Origin of the sequence: Pseudomonas sp. NIBRBAC000502773 (assembly GCF_006517195.1) — a bacterium.
Classification (GTDB): Bacteria; Pseudomonadota; Gammaproteobacteria; order Pseudomonadales; family Pseudomonadaceae; genus Aquipseudomonas; species Aquipseudomonas marginalis.
In genome coordinates this window covers 3,113,208-3,129,869 of sequence record NZ_CP041189.1, presented here as the reverse complement: position 1 = coordinate 3,129,869, position 16,662 = coordinate 3,113,208, and the positions used below count along the sequence as shown (strand labels likewise).

18 protein-coding genes are annotated in these 16,662 nt (G+C 62.2%); 4 read left to right on the top strand and 14 right to left on the bottom strand.

Features of this window, described 5'->3' with window-relative positions:
• Positions 1-64 precede the first annotated feature (64 nt).
• Positions 65-439: a hypothetical protein gene (locus NIBR502773_RS14625; RefSeq protein WP_003195530.1), complete on the top strand. Its 375-nt coding sequence runs from the start codon at positions 65-67 to the stop codon at positions 437-439.
• A gap of 47 nt (positions 440-486) precedes the next feature.
• Here the strand turns inward: NIBR502773_RS14625 and NIBR502773_RS14620 are convergent, their stop codons facing one another.
• The 6 genes from NIBR502773_RS14620 to exbB all read right to left on the bottom strand — a co-directional run bounded on the left by NIBR502773_RS14620 (position 487) and on the right by exbB (position 7,270).
• Positions 487-1,887, bottom strand: a complete 1,401-nt coding sequence (locus NIBR502773_RS14620) for an aminoacyl-tRNA deacylase and HDOD domain-containing protein (RefSeq protein WP_141156309.1) — start codon at positions 1,885-1,887, stop codon at positions 487-489.
• Positions 1,888-1,964: 77 nt separating this feature from the next.
• Entirely contained in the window at positions 1,965-4,040 is a 2,076-nt protein-coding gene (gene recG / locus NIBR502773_RS14615; protein ID WP_027608279.1) for an ATP-dependent DNA helicase RecG, read from the bottom strand.
• Positions 4,041-4,048: 8 nt separating this feature from the next.
• Positions 4,049-4,969: a hydrogen peroxide-inducible genes activator gene (locus NIBR502773_RS14610; protein WP_015886540.1), complete on the bottom strand. Its 921-nt coding sequence runs from the start codon at positions 4,967-4,969 to the stop codon at positions 4,049-4,051.
• 142 nt (positions 4,970-5,111) lie between these two features.
• A complete protein-coding gene (locus tag NIBR502773_RS14605) occupies positions 5,112-5,861 on the bottom strand; it encodes an energy transducer TonB (RefSeq protein ID WP_027608280.1) in 750 nt (249 codons plus the stop codon).
• Positions 5,858-6,283, bottom strand: coding sequence for a TonB system transport protein ExbD (exbD, locus tag NIBR502773_RS14600; protein ID WP_003195519.1), 426 nt, complete (start codon positions 6,281-6,283; stop codon positions 5,858-5,860). Before exbD ends, NIBR502773_RS14605 begins: the two co-directional genes overlap by 4 nt.
• 6 nt (positions 6,284-6,289) lie before the next feature.
• Positions 6,290-7,270, bottom strand: a complete 981-nt coding sequence (gene exbB, locus NIBR502773_RS14595) for a tonB-system energizer ExbB (RefSeq protein WP_141156308.1) — start codon at positions 7,268-7,270, stop codon at positions 6,290-6,292.
• Positions 7,271-7,459: 189 nt separating this feature from the next.
• On the opposite strand from exbB, the gene NIBR502773_RS14590 reads away from it, so the two are divergent.
• Positions 7,460-8,317 carry an SDR family oxidoreductase gene (locus NIBR502773_RS14590; RefSeq protein WP_141156307.1) on the top strand — a complete coding sequence of 286 codons (858 nt, stop codon included), beginning with the start codon at positions 7,460-7,462 and terminating at the stop codon, positions 8,315-8,317.
• A gap of 34 nt (positions 8,318-8,351) precedes the next feature.
• Here NIBR502773_RS14590 and NIBR502773_RS14585 read toward each other — a convergent pair whose 3' ends face one another.
• The 7 genes from NIBR502773_RS14585 to NIBR502773_RS14555 all read right to left on the bottom strand — a co-directional run bounded on the left by NIBR502773_RS14585 (position 8,352) and on the right by NIBR502773_RS14555 (position 14,458).
• Positions 8,352-9,086, bottom strand: coding sequence for a hypothetical protein (locus NIBR502773_RS14585; RefSeq protein ID WP_141156306.1), 735 nt, complete (start codon positions 9,084-9,086; stop codon positions 8,352-8,354).
• Between the two features lie 78 nt (positions 9,087-9,164).
• A complete protein-coding gene (locus NIBR502773_RS14580; RefSeq protein ID WP_141156305.1) occupies positions 9,165-9,905 on the bottom strand; it encodes a hypothetical protein in 741 nt (246 codons plus the stop codon).
• Positions 9,906-9,961: 56 nt separating this feature from the next.
• Positions 9,962-10,342, bottom strand: a complete 381-nt coding sequence (locus NIBR502773_RS14575) for a RidA family protein (RefSeq protein ID WP_003176922.1) — start codon at positions 10,340-10,342, stop codon at positions 9,962-9,964.
• A gap of 24 nt (positions 10,343-10,366) precedes the next feature.
• Entirely contained in the window at positions 10,367-12,472 is a 2,106-nt protein-coding gene (spoT, locus tag NIBR502773_RS14570; protein WP_005792489.1) for a bifunctional GTP diphosphokinase/guanosine-3',5'-bis pyrophosphate 3'-pyrophosphohydrolase, read from the bottom strand.
• A 60-nt stretch (positions 12,473-12,532) separates the two neighbouring features.
• Positions 12,533-12,796 carry a DNA-directed RNA polymerase subunit omega gene (rpoZ, locus tag NIBR502773_RS14565; RefSeq protein WP_003176920.1) on the bottom strand — a complete coding sequence of 88 codons (264 nt, stop codon included), beginning with the start codon at positions 12,794-12,796 and terminating at the stop codon, positions 12,533-12,535.
• 167 nt (positions 12,797-12,963) lie between these two features.
• Positions 12,964-13,584 (bottom strand): guanylate kinase, encoded by a 621-nt coding sequence (gene gmk / locus NIBR502773_RS14560; RefSeq protein WP_092355860.1) that lies wholly within the window; start codon positions 13,582-13,584, stop codon positions 12,964-12,966.
• 10 nt (positions 13,585-13,594) lie between these two features.
• Positions 13,595-14,458: a YicC/YloC family endoribonuclease gene (locus NIBR502773_RS14555; RefSeq protein WP_141156304.1), complete on the bottom strand. Its 864-nt coding sequence runs from the start codon at positions 14,456-14,458 to the stop codon at positions 13,595-13,597.
• Between the two features lie 204 nt (positions 14,459-14,662).
• Here NIBR502773_RS14555 and rph point away from each other — a divergent pair, with 204 nt between their 5' ends.
• Together rph and NIBR502773_RS14545 are read left to right on the top strand one after the other, a co-directional pair.
• Positions 14,663-15,385, top strand: a complete 723-nt coding sequence (rph, locus tag NIBR502773_RS14550) for a ribonuclease PH (RefSeq protein ID WP_027608286.1) — start codon at positions 14,663-14,665, stop codon at positions 15,383-15,385.
• Positions 15,386-15,407: 22 nt separating this feature from the next.
• Positions 15,408-15,776, top strand: a complete 369-nt coding sequence (locus tag NIBR502773_RS14545; protein WP_115485474.1) for a DUF4870 domain-containing protein — start codon at positions 15,408-15,410, stop codon at positions 15,774-15,776.
• Between the two features lie 58 nt (positions 15,777-15,834).
• On the opposite strand, the gene NIBR502773_RS14540 is transcribed toward NIBR502773_RS14545, so the two are convergent.
• Positions 15,835-16,614 carry an exodeoxyribonuclease III gene (locus tag NIBR502773_RS14540; RefSeq protein WP_003195493.1) on the bottom strand — a complete coding sequence of 260 codons (780 nt, stop codon included), beginning with the start codon at positions 16,612-16,614 and terminating at the stop codon, positions 15,835-15,837.
• Positions 16,615-16,662: the final 48 nt, after the last annotated feature.

Sequence of the window (16,662 nt, the reverse complement as noted above, 5' to 3'; positions counted from 1 at the left end):
AGCGTTCTTTTTGCAATTGGTTAAACTGCTGCGGCCACTCAATAATTACACCGAGGCCGTGTGCATGAAATTTCGTCTTCTCCTGTGGGTGCTGGGCCTGATGATGGGCAAAGCCAGCCGCACCAATCCTGCCTTCCAGCAACAGCTGGGTGACAAAGACCTCGCGTTCCAGTTGCAGACCCTCGACGGCAAGGTTGCCCGTCACTTCATCGTCAAGGACCAGCGCATCACCAGTCGCTCGGGTGTCCACCCGGCGCCGGCGTTTGCCATTGCGTTCAAGGATGCGGCCTATGGCTTCGCCACGATGCAGGCGAAGAACAAGCAACTGGCGTTCATGACGGGGATTCAGGACAAGTCGATCCAGATCAAGGGCAACCCGGCGCTGGTGATCTGGTTCCAGGGGTTGACCAAGTATTTGAAGCCGAAGAAAAAGAAGTAGGGCTTTCAGGTCGACCGAGTTGGATAGCTATCTGACAGGCGCCAGATTCAGCCCTGGCTGAACTGCGAGGCCAATTCGCGCAGCAGCACCTCAGCATCCAGCACCTTGGCCACGACTTCATCAGCCTTGTCACGGCTCAAGCCCAAACGCTCAAGCAGTTCGTCCGGGATGGTCTCGTCCGGCCCGGACCCAATCCCCCGGCTGCGCAGCAGGCGCACGGCCAGGCACACCAGGTTCGGGTATTCGGCGTATTGCCCATCGTAGGTCGGGTCGTGCTGGAAACGCAGGGCAGTGGACAGCTCGTCCGGCATGTCCCAGTAGCGCATCAGCCAGGCGCCGATCTGCTCGCGGCTGATGCCCAGCAGGTGTTGCTCCACAAAGCTGTGGCACAGGTGCGGGTTGACCTCCAGGTGGCGGCAGATCAGTGAGAAGTGCGGCGGGAACACATGGGCCAGCAACAGGTAGCCGAAGTTGTGCAGCAGGCCGGCGAGGTAGGTCAGGCCGGCTTCCGGGCGCTGGGCGCGGGGCATGGCGCGGGTCAGGCCTTCGATCACGGCGGCGGTGTAGATGGACTGGTGCCAGTACGGCGTGGCCTGGTGCGGGTGGTCCTTGGGCAGGCTCAAGGTCTTGCCCAGGGCCAGGCCCAAGGCGAGGTTGATCACCAGATCAAAACCCAGCACGCGCACGATGGCGTCTTCCACCGAGCGGATCTTGCCCGGCGATGCGTAGTACGGTGACGCGGCCCAGCTCACCACCTGGGCGGCCAGGGCCGGGTCGGTTTCGACCACGCCGGTGATGTCGTCGATGGTGGCATTGGGGTCGACACGCAGCTTGATGATCTTCTGGGCGGTGTCGGCCAGCGGTGGAATCTCGATGGTCGCTTCCAGGCGTTGCTGGATGCGGCGGGCGGTAAACGCCTGCATCGCCTGGGTGATTTCCTCACGGTCATCATTCGGGCGGTCGAGGTTCGGGCGGATGTTGCTCAGTGGCTCACCGAACTGGGCGGCGCTGGCTTTGGTGAGCATGGTCTTGAAGGCGTCGCTGGCGATTTCCAGCAGCAGCCCGGCTTCGCCTGAATGCACCAGCAGGCTCGGCTCGTTGAGCAGGCTGCCTTCGTACAGGCACGGCGAACTGGTGAGTGCCGGCAGGCCCGGCAGTAGGCTCAGGTCGTGCTTGCCCAGCATGCGCGCGACGCGATCCGGTGACACGGCCGTAAGGCGGCGACCCGTGAGTTCGGTGAGGCGGTTGAGGTCCAGCAGCTGGTTCTGCGGGAACAGCACCATCAGGGCGCCCACCGCGTCTTCCAGCAAGACGGCCTGGACTTTTTGCGCAGGATTCAGGCCCGGATGTTCGGTGACTTCCGTGTAGCTGATGGCGAGTTTTGCGAGCAAAGCCCGAATGACCGGTGGGGCGGTCAGTGGGGCTGTGGCGTGGGCAACTTCTGACATGGCCTGATCCAATTTCTTACAGTCACCGAAGTATAACCAGCTTGATACACCTGTAGGTCGGATAAGTGCGTCAGGCGTCACACTTGGCCGTATTGCTGCCCATGGCGCAGCCAGCGATCCAGCAGCGGGCTGACGTGATCCGGCCAGCGCTCCAGCAACGCCTGCGCCGCATCGCGTACGGCAGGCAGCAGGTCGGCGTCGCGCATCAGGTCGGCGACCTTGAACTGCAGCAGGCCGGTCTGGCGGGTGCCGAGCATTTCGCCGGGGCCGCGCAGTTCAAGGTCTTTTTCGGCGATGACAAAACCGTCGTTGGTCTCGCGCATGATGCCCAGGCGCTGGCGGCCGATCTGCGACAGCGGCGGGTGGTAGAGCAGCACGCAGTGACTGGCGGCGCTGCCTCGGCCCACACGGCCGCGCAATTGGTGCAGTTGCGCCAGGCCCAGGCGCTCGGGGTTTTCGATGATCATCAGGCTGGCGTTGGGCACGTCCACGCCCACTTCAATCACGGTGGTAGCGACCAGCAGTTGCAGGTTGCCGGCCTTGAACTCAGCCATCACCGCGGCCTTTTCCGCGGGCTTCATGCGCCCGTGGATCAGCCCGACCTTGAGTTCCCCCAGGGCGCTGGTGAGGTCTTCATAGGTGGTCTCGGCGGCCTGGCAGGTCAGCTCCTCGGACTCTTCGATCAGCGTGCACACCCAGTACGCCTGGCGGCCTTCGGCGCAGGCGCCACGCACACGTTCGATCACTTCGACGCGCCGGGTGTCGGTGACCAACACGGTGTTGACCGGTGTGCGGCCGGGGGGCAGTTCGTCGAGGATCGAAGTGTCGAGGTCGGCGTAGGCGCTCATGGCCAGGGTGCGTGGGATCGGGGTGGCGGTCATGATCAACTGGTGCGGGTTCATGCGCCCTCCCACGCCTTTCTGGCGCAGGGCCAGGCGCTGTTGCACGCCGAAGCGGTGCTGTTCGTCGATGATCACCAGGGCCAGGTTCTTGAACTGCACTTCGTCCTGGAACAGCGCATGGGTGCCCACCACCATCGGTGCACCGGCGGCGATCTGTTCCAGCGCGGCCGCGCGCGTCTTGCCCTTGAGCTTGCCGGCCAGCCACGCGACTTCCAGGCCCAGGGGCTCGAGCCAGCGCTTGAACGTGATGAAGTGCTGCTCGGCGAGGATCTCGGTGGGTGCCATCAGCGCCACCTGGTAACCGGCTTCCAGGGCTTGCAGGGCGGCGAGGGCGGCGACCACGGTCTTGCCCGCGCCCACGTCGCCCTGGATCAGGCGCAGCATCGGCTCGTGCTGGCTGAGGTCGTAGGCGATTTCATTGCCCACGCGCTGCTGGGCACCGGTCGGCGCAAAGCCGAGGTTGGCCAGGTATTGCGCAGGCAGGCGCGTGGCCTTGGGCATGGCCGGCGCACGCAGGGAGCGCATGCTTTCGCGCAGGCGTTGCTGGGACAGTTGGTGAGTCAGCAGCTCTTCGAAGGCCAGGCGGTGCTGGGCCCAGTGATGACCGAGGGCCAGTTCGTCGACATCGGCGTCCGCAGGGGGGTGATGCAGGTAGCGGATCGCATCGGCCAGCGGCGCCAGTTGGTAGTCGCGGGCCAGTTCCAGGGGCAGCCAGTCGGGCAGGCTCTGCGGGCCAAGCATGCCCAGGGTCTGCATGCACAATTGGCGCAGGCGCTGTTGGGTCAGGCCTTCGGTGAGCGGGTAGATCGGCGTGAGGGTGGTGTCCACCGGCGGCGGTTCGTCACCGGTAATGGCGCGGTATTCCGGGTGGTAGATCTCCAGGCCCGAGGCACCGGGGCGTGCTTCGCCGTAGCAGCGCACGCGGGTGCCGCGCTTGAGGCCTTCCTTCTGTGCGTTACTGAAATGGTAGAAACGCAGGCTCAGGCCGCCGGTGCCGTCCTGCAGACGCACCACCAGACTGCGGCGCTTGCCCATCACCACATCGGCGCCGCTGACGGTGCCTTCGACCACGGCATCCTGCCCGGGACGCAGTTGGCCGATGGGCACCACGCGAGTGCGGTCCTGATAGCGCAGGGGCAGGTGGAACAGCACGTCCTGGAGGTTTTCCAGGCCGACCTTGGCCAGCTTCTCGGCCATGGCCTCGCCGACACCCTTGAGTGCCGTCACCGACACCTGCGACAGCTCAGTCATACGTTTGCTTAGCTCGCAGCAGGCGGCTTGGCCACCGAACACAGGCGGATCGAGTCGGCGAGGATCTCAATGGCTTTGGGCCGTGGGAAGCTGGCGCGCCAGGCGATCGCCACGGTACGGAACGGCACCGGTGGCGTGAGTGGACGCACTTCGATCACGCCGGGGGCGTAGTGATGGCTGTCCACTGCCGACAGCGGCAGGATCGAGATGCCCAGGCCGGAAGCGACCATATGCCGGATGGTTTCCAGGGAGCTGGATTCCACGGTGGTGTGCTTGGCGCCGTCGTTGCCTTTGGTCAGGGTCGGGCAGGCTTCCAGCACCTGGTCGCGGAAGCAGTGGCCTTCGCCGAGCAGCAGCAGGCTCTTGTCGTTGAGCAGGCCGGCGTCGATGGTGTCTTTTTGCGTCCACGGATGGGAGGCGGGCATCAGCACGTAGAACGGCTCGTCGTAGAGCGGCAGGGTCAACACATCCGCTTCGTTGAACGGCAAAGCGATGATGATCGCGTCCAGCTCGCCGTTGCGCAGTTTGTCGCGCAGCACGTGGGTGAAGTTTTCTTCGATATACAGCGGCATCTGCGGCGCGACGCGGTGCAGTTGCGGGATCAGGTGCGGGAACAGGTACGGGCCGACGGTATAGATGGCGCCGACTTTCAGCGGTGCGGTCAGCTGGTTCTTGCCGGCCTGGGCCAGTTCGCGAATGCTTTGCGCCTGTTCCAGCACCTTCTGGGCCTGGGCCACGATGCCTTCGCCCACCGGGGTGAGGCGCACGGCGCTTTTGCTGCGCTCGAAAATCAGCACACCGAGTTCGTCTTCAAGCTTTTTCACGCCCACCGACAGCGTCGGCTGGCTGACGTGGCAGCGTTCGGCCGCGTGGCCAAAGTGCTGCTCTTGGGCGAGGGTAACGATGTAGCGTAATTCTGTAAGAGTCATAGCGGGCGTCCATGAGGTTGCGGGCCAAGCATACCGGCTGCAATCGATAGACGCACGTTATCAGAACTTTGCTGGGGATTGAGCGGGGAATGCGCGGGATTTTGCTGAGAGTGGCGAGGGGTGTCCCTCGCCACCATCATTTTCAGCGACGACGTTTCTCGATGTTGTACACGAACGGTGCAACGATCTCGATGCTGCCGCCCTTGAGCATGTCGGCCGGCGGCTTGGGCAGCGGCTGGGCACGACGGATCATGTCCAGGGTGGCGCGGTCAAGGTCGGCGTTGCCGGAACGGCCCACCAACTCGTAGGACAGCACGTTACCGTCGCCATCCACCACGAACTTCAGGCGGTTCAGGCCTTCCTTGCCACGGGCCTGAGCACCTGGCGGGTACTTCTTGTACTTCTGCAAGTGTGCCAGCAGGGTGCCTTCCCAGGACGCTTTGGCGGCGATCTGTTGCGGCGACGGGCCAGGTACGGGCTGGGCCGATTTTTCAGCCGGTGCCTTGGTGGGCGGAGCGTCGCTCGGCGGGTCCTCGGAGGGTTTCTCCTTGGGCGGCTCGATCTTTTTCTCCACCGGCTTGGGCGGCTGCGGTTTAGGCTTGGGCTTGACCGGCTTGGGCACCTGGATCGTTGGCTTGGGCGCCTCGGCCAGTTTCGGCAGGGGCAGCTCTTCCACCGGTGCAGGCGGTTGCGGCGGCGTTACCACTTTCGGCGGCGCCGGAGGCGGCGGTGCAGGCATCGGGGCCAGGTCGATGACCATGGCTGCCGGCGGCAACTGCACCGTGCGCGGCGCTGACCAGTGGAGCGCGATGGCAATCGCGACGGCATGCACGCCCAGCACGACGGCGAGGCTGGTGCCATAACGCGTCAGTTTGTGGCGCGTCGTGATCATTTCTTGGCTGCCGTCTCAAGTCCGACCAGGCCTACCTTGAGGTAGCCGGCTGCCCGCAGGGCATCCATCACGCTCATCAGGTCACCGTAGTCCACGCCCTTGTCGGCCTGGAAGAAGATCGTCGTGTCCTTCTTGCCTTGGGTCTTGGCATCGAGCACCGGCCCCAGGGTTTCGGCCTTGACTTCTTCTTCGCCCAGGAACAGGCGTTGGTCCGCCTTGACGCTGAGGAAGATCGGTTTCTCCGGCCGCGGCGCCGGCTTGGCGCTGGAGGCGGGCAGGTCAACCTTGATGTCCACGGTGGCCAATGGAGCGGCCACCATGAAGATGATCAGCAGCACGAGCATCACGTCGATAAACGGCGTGACGTTGATTTCGTGGTTCTCGACGAGTTCATCGTCGCCTTGATTCAAATGCAGGCCCATGGCCGATTACCCCACTTTCACCATGTGCGGTTGCGAGCTGCGCTCGGTAGGCAGGTGATCGAGGTCGCGGCTGACCAGCAGCAGGACTTCTGCCGACGCGTCCGATACCTGGGCCTTGTAGCCGGCAATCGAACGGGCGAAGACGTTGTAGATCACTACCGCAGGAATCGCGGCGACCAGGCCCAAGGCGGTTGCCAGCAGGGCTTCGGCGATGCCGGGGGCGACGACGGCGAGGTTGGTGGTCTGGGTTTTGGCGATGCCGATGAAGCTGTTCATGATGCCCCAGACGGTACCGAACAGGCCGACGAACGGCGCGGTGGAGCCGATGGTAGCCAGCACGCCGGTGCCGCTGCTCATGTTACGGCCGCAGGCTGCAACCAGGCGTTCCAGGCGGAAGGCCACGCGCTCCTTGATGCCTTCTTTTTCACGGGTATTGGCCGACAGGCGCATTTCTTCCAGTGCGTCGTGCACCAGGGTGTTGGCCAGGGTGCCTTTCTTGGTCGCGCTTTCGCTGGCTTCCTTGAGGGTGGTGGCTTTCTTCAGGTGGACGATTTCAGTGCGCAGACGGCGCTTGGCACCCAGCAGCTCGAAGCCTTTGGCGATCCAGATGGTCCAGGTAATGATCGACGCGATGGCCAGGCCGATCATCACGGCTTTCACCACCACGTCAGCATTCTGGTACATGCCCCATGGCGACAGGTCGTGGGCCATGCCCAGGGTGTTGTCTTCTTCCAGCACGACACCGGTTTCGTCGGCGGCGGCTGGGGTTGCAGCCTGGGCCGGGTCGGTGGCCGCGGGGGCAGCAGCGGGTGCGGTTGGAGCCGCAGCATTGTGCTCGGCGGCGGCCGGGGTAGCCGGGGCGGTGGCATCAGCGAATGCGGCGGTCGGCGCCAGCAGTACGCTGAACAGCATCGCAGCAATCGCACGCCAGGCGCGGGATGGGCTGTGAAGCTTGGTTGGCGAAGCGGGGGTTGTATTACGTGTCATGCTGGCCGGACCTGAGAGAAGAAAATGAGTGATCGTCCTTCCAGACCCAAAGGGGGCGAGGACAAATGGGCGGTTATTATTGCAAGTAATTCTTGTTAACAGAAGTAATACAGTAACTTTATTTGCCCTTTTTCTGGCCGCCGGTCTGCTGCGAGGGCTAATCTAGACCTTTAAGAACGGAGTTTTATGATGTCTGTGCCTTCTGTTGTGATTGCCGGATGTGGCGATGTGGGTAGTCGGCTGGCTAGCCAATTGCTGGCCTCGGAATGGGAGGTTCATGGCCTGCGGCGCGATATTTCACGCCTGCCCGACGGGGTGATCGGCATTGCCGGCGACCTGTTCAACAAGGATTGCCCTGACACCTGGCCGATCGGCGGGGTGGATTACCTGGTGTACTGCGCCGCCGCCACCGACCACGATGAGGCCGGTTATCGCGCCGCTTACGTGCAAGGGTTGCAGCATGTGCTGGAGTGGCTGAAGGATTATGGCCAGGAGCCCAAGCACCTGCTGTTTGTATCCAGCAGCAGTGTGTACGGGCAGCAAAATGGCGAATGGGTCGACGAAACGTCCGAGACCCAGGCGAAAGGTTATTCCGGGCAGGTGATGCTGGAAGCCGAGCACGTGGCGCTCAATAGCGGTATCCCGGCGAGCATCGTGCGCCTCACCGGCATCTATGGCCCGGGCCGTGAGTGGCTGCTGACCCAAGTGCGCCAAGGCTACCGTGTAGCCGTCGACCCGCCTCTCTATGGCAACCGAATTCACGCGGACGATGCGGCGGGCCTGCTCGCGTTTCTGCTGCGGCATGTAGAGCAGGGCGGTTCGCTGGATCAGGTTTATATCGGCGTCGACGATGCGCCGGCGCCGCTGGCCGAGGTGGTGGCTTGGTTGCGAGACTACCTGGGCGTGACGGAGTGGTCCGAGGAGGCCAGTGTGCGGCGAGCGGGCAGCAAGCAGTGCAGCAATGCGCGTATCAAGGCGTTGGGCTGGGTGCCGACCTACCCGAGTTACCGCGAGGGGTATGCTGCGATCCTTGAAGGTAAGCGCTGAATGAGTGAGAAGTCCGAGTCGGGCTCCTTTTGACTCACTGTTTTTCCAGCAACCACTGGCGCGGACCTGGCGTGAGATGAGGGATCTGGTCTGGTCGGGATAGGTTGATCGCTTGGAAAATCTCCAGCTGTCTACCGGAACGGACAAAAATCCATCCGTCCGAGGTCTCGTCGTTGCCCAGATAAAGGGTGTCATTACCGGCGCCTTGAGTGGCGCAATCGCCTCCCAGGCAAAGCTCGTATCGGTTGTGCCTTCCCAGCCCTGACACAGCGCCGTCGGCCGCGAACGTGACGAAGTTGCCTGTGCCTTGGCCTTCGAGGATTTTCCATCGGCCGGCCATATAGGCTGAATTCAATGTGAACCTGAAGGTTGTGCCCCATCTGGCGCCAGTATTGGGTGGTTGGGCGGGGCGTTTGAACACCTGGCCTGGGCGTTGTGACTGGGGCTGCTGGATCAGTTGATTATTCGTCAACCGCAGTTCGTCGTAGCCGTGCCCGTCGTAGTCGACGGTCCATGTGCCCGGTGCTTTTGGCAACAATTGACCTTCGCCTGATTCGAAAGCGTTGCTCAACTGCGCCTTGCCGGCACGGGTGTCGATGTTCCACTCAAGATTCAAACCGTGCGCTGCAATGGCGCGCAACAGGGGCCGGCCTGGGGTCGCGGAGTCGATGGCGGCCTGGTTGATCCACAGTCCGTTGATGTCGGCGGGTGGCGGCATCTGTTGGCAGCCGCTCAGCAGGATAAGGCCGAGGGCAACGGGCTTGTGCATAGGACAACCTGCCAATGGGTGAAAAACAGGGGGCAGGCTAAAGAAAAAGGAGCCTGTGGGCCCCTTCGTTCTGTATCACTATTTTTCCAGCAGCCACTGTCGCGGCCCGGGCGTAAACGAAGGCACTTCGTCCGCCTGTGCGGTGTTGACCGCCTGGAAGATCTCCAACTGCTTGCCCTTGCGCACGAAGATCCACGGGTTGCCCACGCCGTTGAGCTGCAGCCACATGCTGTCGTAGCCGCCGCTCATGGAGGCACAGTCACCGGCCAGGCACAGCGAGTACCGATCAACATTGGGCAAACCGGCAACCTTGCCGTCAGGCTGGAACTGGACAGTGGCGCCGCTGCCGAAGCCGTCGGTGATCTTCCAGTCGCCGCCCATATAGGCTGCATACAGGGCGCGTTCGAAGTTGGCGCCCAGCGGCGCACCTTCCGGTGCAGGTTCCTTGGCGCGGGCGAAGAGCTGCTCGGGCTCGTTATCGTTGGCCACTTGCAGCAGTTGCTTGCCTTTGCGCTTGAGTTCAGTGGCGGAGCTGCCGTAGAAGTCGACGCTCCAGGCGCCGGACTGTTCGCCGAGCAACTTGCCTTCGGCGACTTCAAAACCGTTGTAGTAACGTGCCTGCGAAGCCTTGGGGTTAACCTCCCATTCGAGGTTCGGGCCATAGCTTTGCAGCGCTTCACGCAAAGGGCCGCCCTTGGCTGCCGCATCGATGGCGACCTGGTTGATCCAGGTGCCGCTCACATCCTGGTTGGCAGGGTTGCTGGCGCAGCCGCCGAGCAACAGGGCGAGCAACGAAGAGGCTACAAGCGCTTTGCGCATCATGAAATCCTTTTAAAACGAAGTCGGCGCAGCCTGTGGAGGTTGCGCCGGGTGTTTTACTCGATGACCAGAATTGCGTCCATCTCAACCTGCGCGCCCTTTGGCAGGGCGGCCACACCAATGGCGGCACGGGCTGGGTAAGGTTGTTCGAAGTACTTGCCCATGATCTCGTTGACCTTGGCGAAGTGGCTCAGATCGGTGAGGAAGATGTTCAGCTTGACGATATCCTTGAACGAGCCGCCGGCAGCTTCGGCCACGGACTTGAGGTTTTCGAAGACCTGTACGGTCTGGGCTTCGAAGCCTTCCACCAGTTCCATGGTCTTTGGGTCCAGCGGGATCTGGCCGGACATGTAGACGGTGTTGCCCGCCTTGATGGCCTGGGAGTAAGTGCCGATGGCGGCTGGGGCTTTATCGCTGGTGATTACGGTCTTGGTCATGAATGACTCCTTGTAATGGATAGGCTACGCACGCATGCGGGTGATGCGGATCACACCGGTCAAGGCGCGCAGTTTCTTGATCACGCGGGCCAGGTGCACGCGGTCATGCACGCTGACCACCAGCTGGACCACGCTGATGCGACCATCGCGCTCGTCCATGCTGATTTTCTCGATATTGCCGTCGGCCGCATTGACACTGCTGGCCAGCAGGGCGATCAGGCCGCGCTGGTGTTCCAGCTCCACGCGCAGCTCGACGTTGAATTCGCCGGTGACATCCTTGGCCCACGAGAGCTGGATGCACTTCTCCGGGTTGTGGCGGATCTCGGTGATGTTGCGGCAGTTGTCGAGGTGAACGACCATGCCCTTGCCGGCCGACAGGTGGCCGACAATCGGGTCGCCAGGGATCGGCGTGCAGCATTTGGCATAGCTGAGCACCAGGCCCTCGGTGCCGCGAATCGCCAGCGGGCCTTCCGGGCTTGGCAGTTGTTCGCCTTCACCCAGCAGGCGGCGGGCGACTACGTAGGCCATGCGGTTGCCCAGGCCGATATCTTCCAGCAGGTCCTCGATGGTTTCCTGGCGATACTCGTGGAGCATCGCTTGCACGCGCTCCTGCGCGATCTTGTCCAAGGCGCTGTCGAAGCCGTTGAGCACTTTGTTCAGCAGGCGCTCGCCCAGGCTGATGGATTCGGAGCGGCGCTGCAGTTTCAGCGCGTGGCGGATGTGCGTGCGCGCCTTGCCGGTGACCACGAAGTTCAGCCACGCCGGGTTCGGGCGCGCGCCCGGTGCGCTGACGATCTCCACAGTGGAGCCGCTTTGCAGCGGTTCCGACAGCGGGGCCAGGCGCCGGTTGATCCGGCAGGCAATGCAGCTGTTGCCGACATCGGTGTGCACCGCGTAGGCAAAGTCGACCGCAGTGGAGCCTTTGGGCAGCTCCATGATCCGGCCTTTGGGCGTGAACACGTAGACCTCGTCCGGGAACAGGTCGATCTTCACGCTTTCGATAAATTCCAGGGAGTTGCCGGCACGTTGCTGCATTTCCAGCACGCCCTTGACCCACTGGCGGGCACGGGCATGGGTGCCTTTGGGCTGCTCGTCGCCGCTGGATTTGTACAGCCAATGGGCGGCGATGCCGTTGTTGGCCATCTCTTCCATTTCCCGGGTGCGGATCTGGATCTCGATCGGCACCCCGTGCATACCGAACAGCGTGGTATGCAGCGATTGATAGCCGTTGGCCTTGGGAATGGCAATGTAGTCCTTGAAGCGCCCCGGCAGGGGTTTGTACAGATTATGTACAGCGCCCAGCACGCGGTAGCAGGTATCGACCTTGTCCACGATGATGCGGAACGCGTACACGTCCATGATCTCGTTGAAGGCCCGGCGCTTGCCGCGCATCTTCTTGTAGATGCCGTAGATGTGCTTCTGTCGGCCGCTGACCTCGCCCTCGATCTCGTCGATCGCCAGGCAATGGCTCAGGGATTCTTCGATCTTGTTGACGATTTCCTTGCGATTGCCCCGGGCGCGCTTGACGGCCTGGTAGATGCGCGCCGAACGCATCGGGTGCATGGCCTTGAAGCCGAGGTCTTCGAACTCGATACGAATGGCGTGCATGCCCAGCCGGTTGGCGATGGGCGCGTAGATTTCCAGGGTTTCCTTGGCGATGCGCCGGCGTTTTTCGCCGGACAGCACTTCCAGCGTGCGCATGTTGTGCAGCCGGTCGGCCAGCTTGACCAGGATCACCCGGATGTCCCGGGCCATGGCCATGGCCATTTTCTGGAAGTTTTCCGCCTGGGCTTCGGCCTTGGTCTCGAAGTTCATCTGGGTCAGTTTGCTGACCCCGTCGACCAGTTCGGCCACGGTTTCGCCAAATTGCGCACTGAGCGCTTCCTTGGCAATGCCGGTGTCTTCGATCACGTCATGCAGCATCGCGGCCATCAGGCTCTGATGGTCCATGTGCATGTCGGCCAGGATATTTGCCACCGCAAGGGGGTGGGTGACATACGCCTCACCGCTTCGGCGGCGTTGGCCGTCGTGGGCCTGTTCGGCGTAGAAATACGCTCGGCGGACCAGGTTGACCTGGTCGGGGCCGAGGTAGGCCGATAAGCGATCGGCGAGGGCGTCTATGCTCGGCAAAGTGTGAACTCCTGCCGAAGGCTGTGACCCCGCGCCGTGCTACGTCGACCAGGCATAGGCTTAGACGGCCTCGTTGGACTCGTCCTCGAACGCTGCAAACAGCGGTTCGTCTTCAACGATTTCAGCGTTGGCGATGAACTCGTAGCTCATCAGGCCTTCAGCGATTTCACGCAGGGCTACAACGGTAGGCTTGTCGTTTTCCCACTGGACCAGAGGCTCTTTGCCGCCAGTGGCCAGTTGACGGGCACGCTTGGTAGAGAGCATGACCAGCTCAAAGCGGTTATCCACGTGTTCTAGGCAGTCTTCAACGGTTACGCGGGCCATGGTATTCCTCGGAGCGAATGCAAGATGCGCGCTGCCCGGTTGGGCGAGCGGACTGAGCAGTTTAAAAAATCACCAGCGTTTAGGGAAGCGCTGATTTTTCGCAGGTCCTCGCAAAACCGCTGCAAGCGCCAATGTAAAGCCCTTGCAGCGGTTTTGGGAAGAGCCAATCAGCCGAGCAGTTCGGCGAGTAATTTACCGAAACGCTGCTGTTGACGCTTTTGCTGGAGCTGATTGGTGCGGAAAATCGCCTTCAGGTCATCCAGTGCGTGGGAAAAATCGTCGTTGATGATCAGGTAGTCGTAGTCGACGTAGTGGCTCATTTCGCTGACGGCTTCACGCATGCGGCCTTCGATGATTTCGTCGCTGTCCTGGCCGCGGTTCGTCAGGCGCTGGTGCAAGGCTTCGAGCGACGGCGGCAGGATGAAGATCGAACGTGCCTGAGGCATCAGCTTGCGTACTTGCTCGGCACCCTGCCAGTCGATTTCCAGGATCAGGTCGTGGCCTTCGTCCAGGGTCTGCTGCAGGTGGCTCTGCGAGGTGCCGTAGAGGTTGCCGAACACCTCGGCGCGCTCCAGGAAGTCGCCATGCTCGATCATCTTGACGAACTCGGTGCGCTCGACGAAGTGATAGTGCACGCCGTTCACCTCGCCCGGGCGCATGGCACGGGTGGTGTGGGAGACCGAGATGCGAATCTGCTCGTCAGCGTCGGTCAGGGCCTTGACCAGGCTGCTCTTGCCTGCGCCCGAGGGCGCGGAAATGATGTAAAGGGTGCCGGTGCTATGGGTCATGGAGGGTGCCTTACTCAATATTCTGTACTTGTTCGCGCATCTGCTCGATCAACACCTTGAGGTTGACCGCCGCCGTGGTGCTGCGCGGATCGAAAGCCTTGGAGCCCAGTGTATTGGCTTCGCGGTTGAGTTCCTGCATCAGGAAGTCCAGGCGCCGACCAGCGGCGCCGCCGGACTTGAGCACGCGGCGCACTTCGAGGATGTGGGTGCTCAGGCGATCCAGTTCTTCGGCGACGTCGCTCTTCTGCGCGAGCAGCACCATTTCCTGCTCCAGGCGCACGGGGTCGAGGTCGGCCTTCATGTCGGTGAAGCGGTCGAGGACCTTCTGGCGTTGGGTGGCGAGCATCTGCGGTACCAGCTCGCGCAAGGTGACCACGTCTGCTTCGATCGACGTCAGGCGCTCGTTGATCAGTCGGGCCAGTTCGGCGCCTTCACGCTCGCGGCCAGCCTTGAGTTCCTTCAATCCCTGGGTGAACAGGGCGAGGGCTTCGGCATTGAGGGCTTGCGGATCGGAGGCGTCGGCCACCAGCACACCGGGCCAGGCCAGTACTTCCAGAGGGTTCAGTGCGGCGGGCTGCTTGATCAGGCCGGCGACGGTTTCGGCCGCGGCGACCAGTTGCGCAGCGCGCTCGCGGTCTACCTGCAGCGGCTTGCCGGTGGTTTCTTCGGTAAAACGCAGGGTGCATTCCAGCTTGCCGCGGGAGATGCCCTGGCGCAGTGCCTCACGCACGGCGCCTTCGAGGTCGCGGAAGGATTCCGGCAGGCGCAGGTGCGGTTCCAGGTAACGGCTGTTGACCGAGCGCAGTTCCCAGCTCAGGGTGCCTTGTACGCCGGCTTTTTCGACGCGGGCGAAGGCGGTCATGCTGTGCACCATGGAGGTACCTCGCGATGCAGTCCCGCGAAAGCGGGCTGATGGGTAAATTGAAGCCGACAGGCTGCGAAGGCGCGGGATTGTAGCGCAGTGGGACGAGCGCGCCCAAACCCTGAGCATTCGTAACCAGATTTTTAGCAGTGCCCCGAATCGGCTCGCGGCTCTATAATGCTCGGCAGTTTTTCGTCCTCAGTACAGGTATCCCCTATGAAACGTCCAAGTGGTCGCGTTGCCGATCAGCTCCGCTCGATCCGCATCACCCGCAACTACACCAAACACGCCGAGGGATCCGTACTGGTCGAGTTTGGCGATACCAAGGTTATCTGCACCGTCAGCGTTGAAAATGGCGTGCCGCGCTTCCTCAAGGGCCAGGGTCAGGGTTGGTTGACCGCCGAATACGGCATGCTGCCACGCGCCACCGGCGAGCGTAACCAGCGTGAAGCGAGCCGTGGCAAGCAAGGCGGCCGTACCCTGGAAATCCAGCGCCTGATCGGGCGCTCCCTGCGCGCGGCCCTGGATATGACCAAGCTGGGCGACGTGACCCTCTACGTCGACTGCGACGTGATCCAGGCCGATGGCGGTACGCGCACCGCGTCCATCACCGGCGCCATGGTGGCGCTGGTCGACGCGCTTAAAGTCATCAAGAAGCGCGGCGGCCTGAAAGGCGGCGACCCACTGAAGCAGATGATCGCCGCCGTATCGGTGGGTATGTACCAGGGCGAGCCGGTGCTGGACCTGGATTACCTGGAAGACTCGGCTGCCGAGACCGATCTGAACGTAGTGATGACCAGCACCGGTGGTTTCATCGAAGTGCAGGGCACCGCCGAAGGTGCGCCATTCCAGCCGGCCGAGCTGAACGCCATGCTGGCCCTGGCCCAGAAAGGCATGACTGAGATCTTCGAACTGCAGAACGCCGCACTGGCTGACTGAGTACGCCTCAAGGAGAAGCGCCATGAATGACAGCCAAATGCCGGTGCCTACGCCTTCCTACGAGGTGCGTCAGGGGGCAATGTTGTGCCATCTTGCGGCGTTCCTGGGGTTTGTATTCCCCTTCGGCAGCGTCGTGGGGCCGCTGATCCTGTGGCAGATGAAAAAAGAAGTGGATCCGTTCATTGATGACCAGGGCAAGGAGGCGCTGAATTTCCAGATCACCGTAGCCATCGCCTGGATCATTTGCATCGTGCTGGCCTTCGCGGTCATTGGGTTTTTCCTGATGACGGCCTTGGTCATCGCAAGCGTGGTGCTGACGATCATCGGCGCAATCAAAGCCAACAAAGGGATCGTCTATCGCTATCCCTTGACCTGGCGCCTGGTCAAATAATCGACACCCACAAAAAAACCGACAGCGATGTCGGTTTTTTTGTGCCTGGATAAAGACCCTAGATGGTCAGTGTCCAGTCGTAGTCCACGATCAGCGGCGCGTGCTGCGAGAAGCGCGGCTGGCGCGGCAGGCGTGCACTGCGCACGAACCGGCGCAGACCCGGGGTCAGCAACTGGTAGTCGAAGCGCCAGCCCAGGTTGAGCATCTCAGCCTGTTCATTGTCTGGCCACCAGCTGTACTGGTCGCCTTCGCGGCTGACTTCGCGCAGGGCATCCACATAGCCCATGTTGCCGACAATCTCGTCCATCCAGGCCCGTTCCGGCGCCAGGAAGCCCGGGGATTGCTGGCTGTCGCGCCAGTTCTTGATATCCAGCTTCTGTTGCGCCACGTACAGCGAGCCACAGTAAATGTACTCGCGACGTTTGCGTCGCTGTTTATCCAGGTAACGGGCGAAATCGTCCATTAGCTTGAACTTCTGGTTCAAGTCTTCATCGCCGTTCTGCCCCGAAGGAAGCAGCAAGGTCGCGATGCTGACCTTGTCGAAATCGGCTTGCAGGTAGCGCCCGTAGCGGTCGGCTGTCTCGAAGCCGAGGCCGCTGATGACCGCCTTGGGTTGCAACCGCGAGTACAAAGCCACGCCACCTTGGGTGGGCACTTCGGCATCGCAGGCATAAAGGAAGTAGCCATCCAGTTGGAAGGCTGGGTCGTCCAGTTCAAAGGCGGAGGCGCGGGTGTCCTGCAGGCAGATGACGTCGGCATTCTGAGCTTGCAGCCAACTGAGCAAACCACGCTCGACTGCAGCCTGAATACCATTAACGTTCACACTGATGATCCGCATAAATGGCCCCAAAAATCGCGTGCGTGTATGATACACGCCGTCTACCTA

Excerpts from the sequence above, each read along its gene's own strand:
- NIBR502773_RS14590 (WP_141156307.1), top strand. The coding sequence starts at position 7,460 with ATGTCTGTGCCTTCTGTTGTGATTGCCGGATGTGGCGATGTGGGTAGT.
- NIBR502773_RS14555 (WP_141156304.1), bottom strand. The coding sequence starts at position 14,458 with ATGGTGCACAGCATGACCGCCTTCGCCCGCGTCGAAAAAGCCGGCGTA.
- NIBR502773_RS14575 (WP_003176922.1), bottom strand. The coding sequence starts at position 10,342 with ATGACCAAGACCGTAATCACCAGCGATAAAGCCCCAGCCGCCATCGGC.
- NIBR502773_RS14580 (WP_141156305.1), bottom strand. The coding sequence starts at position 9,905 with ATGCGCAAAGCGCTTGTAGCCTCTTCGTTGCTCGCCCTGTTGCTCGGC.
- exbD (WP_003195519.1), bottom strand. The coding sequence starts at position 6,283 with ATGGGCCTGCATTTGAATCAAGGCGACGATGAACTCGTCGAGAACCAC.
- NIBR502773_RS14620 (WP_141156309.1), bottom strand. The coding sequence starts at position 1,887 with ATGTCAGAAGTTGCCCACGCCACAGCCCCACTGACCGCCCCACCGGTC.
- recG (WP_027608279.1), bottom strand. The coding sequence starts at position 4,040 with ATGACTGAGCTGTCGCAGGTGTCGGTGACGGCACTCAAGGGTGTCGGC.
- gmk (WP_092355860.1), bottom strand. The coding sequence starts at position 13,584 with ATGACCCATAGCACCGGCACCCTTTACATCATTTCCGCGCCCTCGGGC.
- NIBR502773_RS14545 (WP_115485474.1), top strand. The coding sequence starts at position 15,408 with ATGAATGACAGCCAAATGCCGGTGCCTACGCCTTCCTACGAGGTGCGT.
- NIBR502773_RS14610 (WP_015886540.1), bottom strand. The coding sequence starts at position 4,969 with ATGACTCTTACAGAATTACGCTACATCGTTACCCTCGCCCAAGAGCAG.
- NIBR502773_RS14625 (WP_003195530.1), top strand. The coding sequence starts at position 65 with ATGAAATTTCGTCTTCTCCTGTGGGTGCTGGGCCTGATGATGGGCAAA.
- exbB (WP_141156308.1), bottom strand. The coding sequence starts at position 7,270 with ATGACACGTAATACAACCCCCGCTTCGCCAACCAAGCTTCACAGCCCA.
- rpoZ (WP_003176920.1), bottom strand. The coding sequence starts at position 12,796 with ATGGCCCGCGTAACCGTTGAAGACTGCCTAGAACACGTGGATAACCGC.
- NIBR502773_RS14605 (WP_027608280.1), bottom strand. The coding sequence starts at position 5,861 with ATGATCACGACGCGCCACAAACTGACGCGTTATGGCACCAGCCTCGCC.
- rph (WP_027608286.1), top strand. The coding sequence starts at position 14,663 with ATGAAACGTCCAAGTGGTCGCGTTGCCGATCAGCTCCGCTCGATCCGC.
- NIBR502773_RS14540 (WP_003195493.1), bottom strand. The coding sequence starts at position 16,614 with ATGCGGATCATCAGTGTGAACGTTAATGGTATTCAGGCTGCAGTCGAG.
- NIBR502773_RS14585 (WP_141156306.1), bottom strand. The coding sequence starts at position 9,086 with ATGCACAAGCCCGTTGCCCTCGGCCTTATCCTGCTGAGCGGCTGCCAA.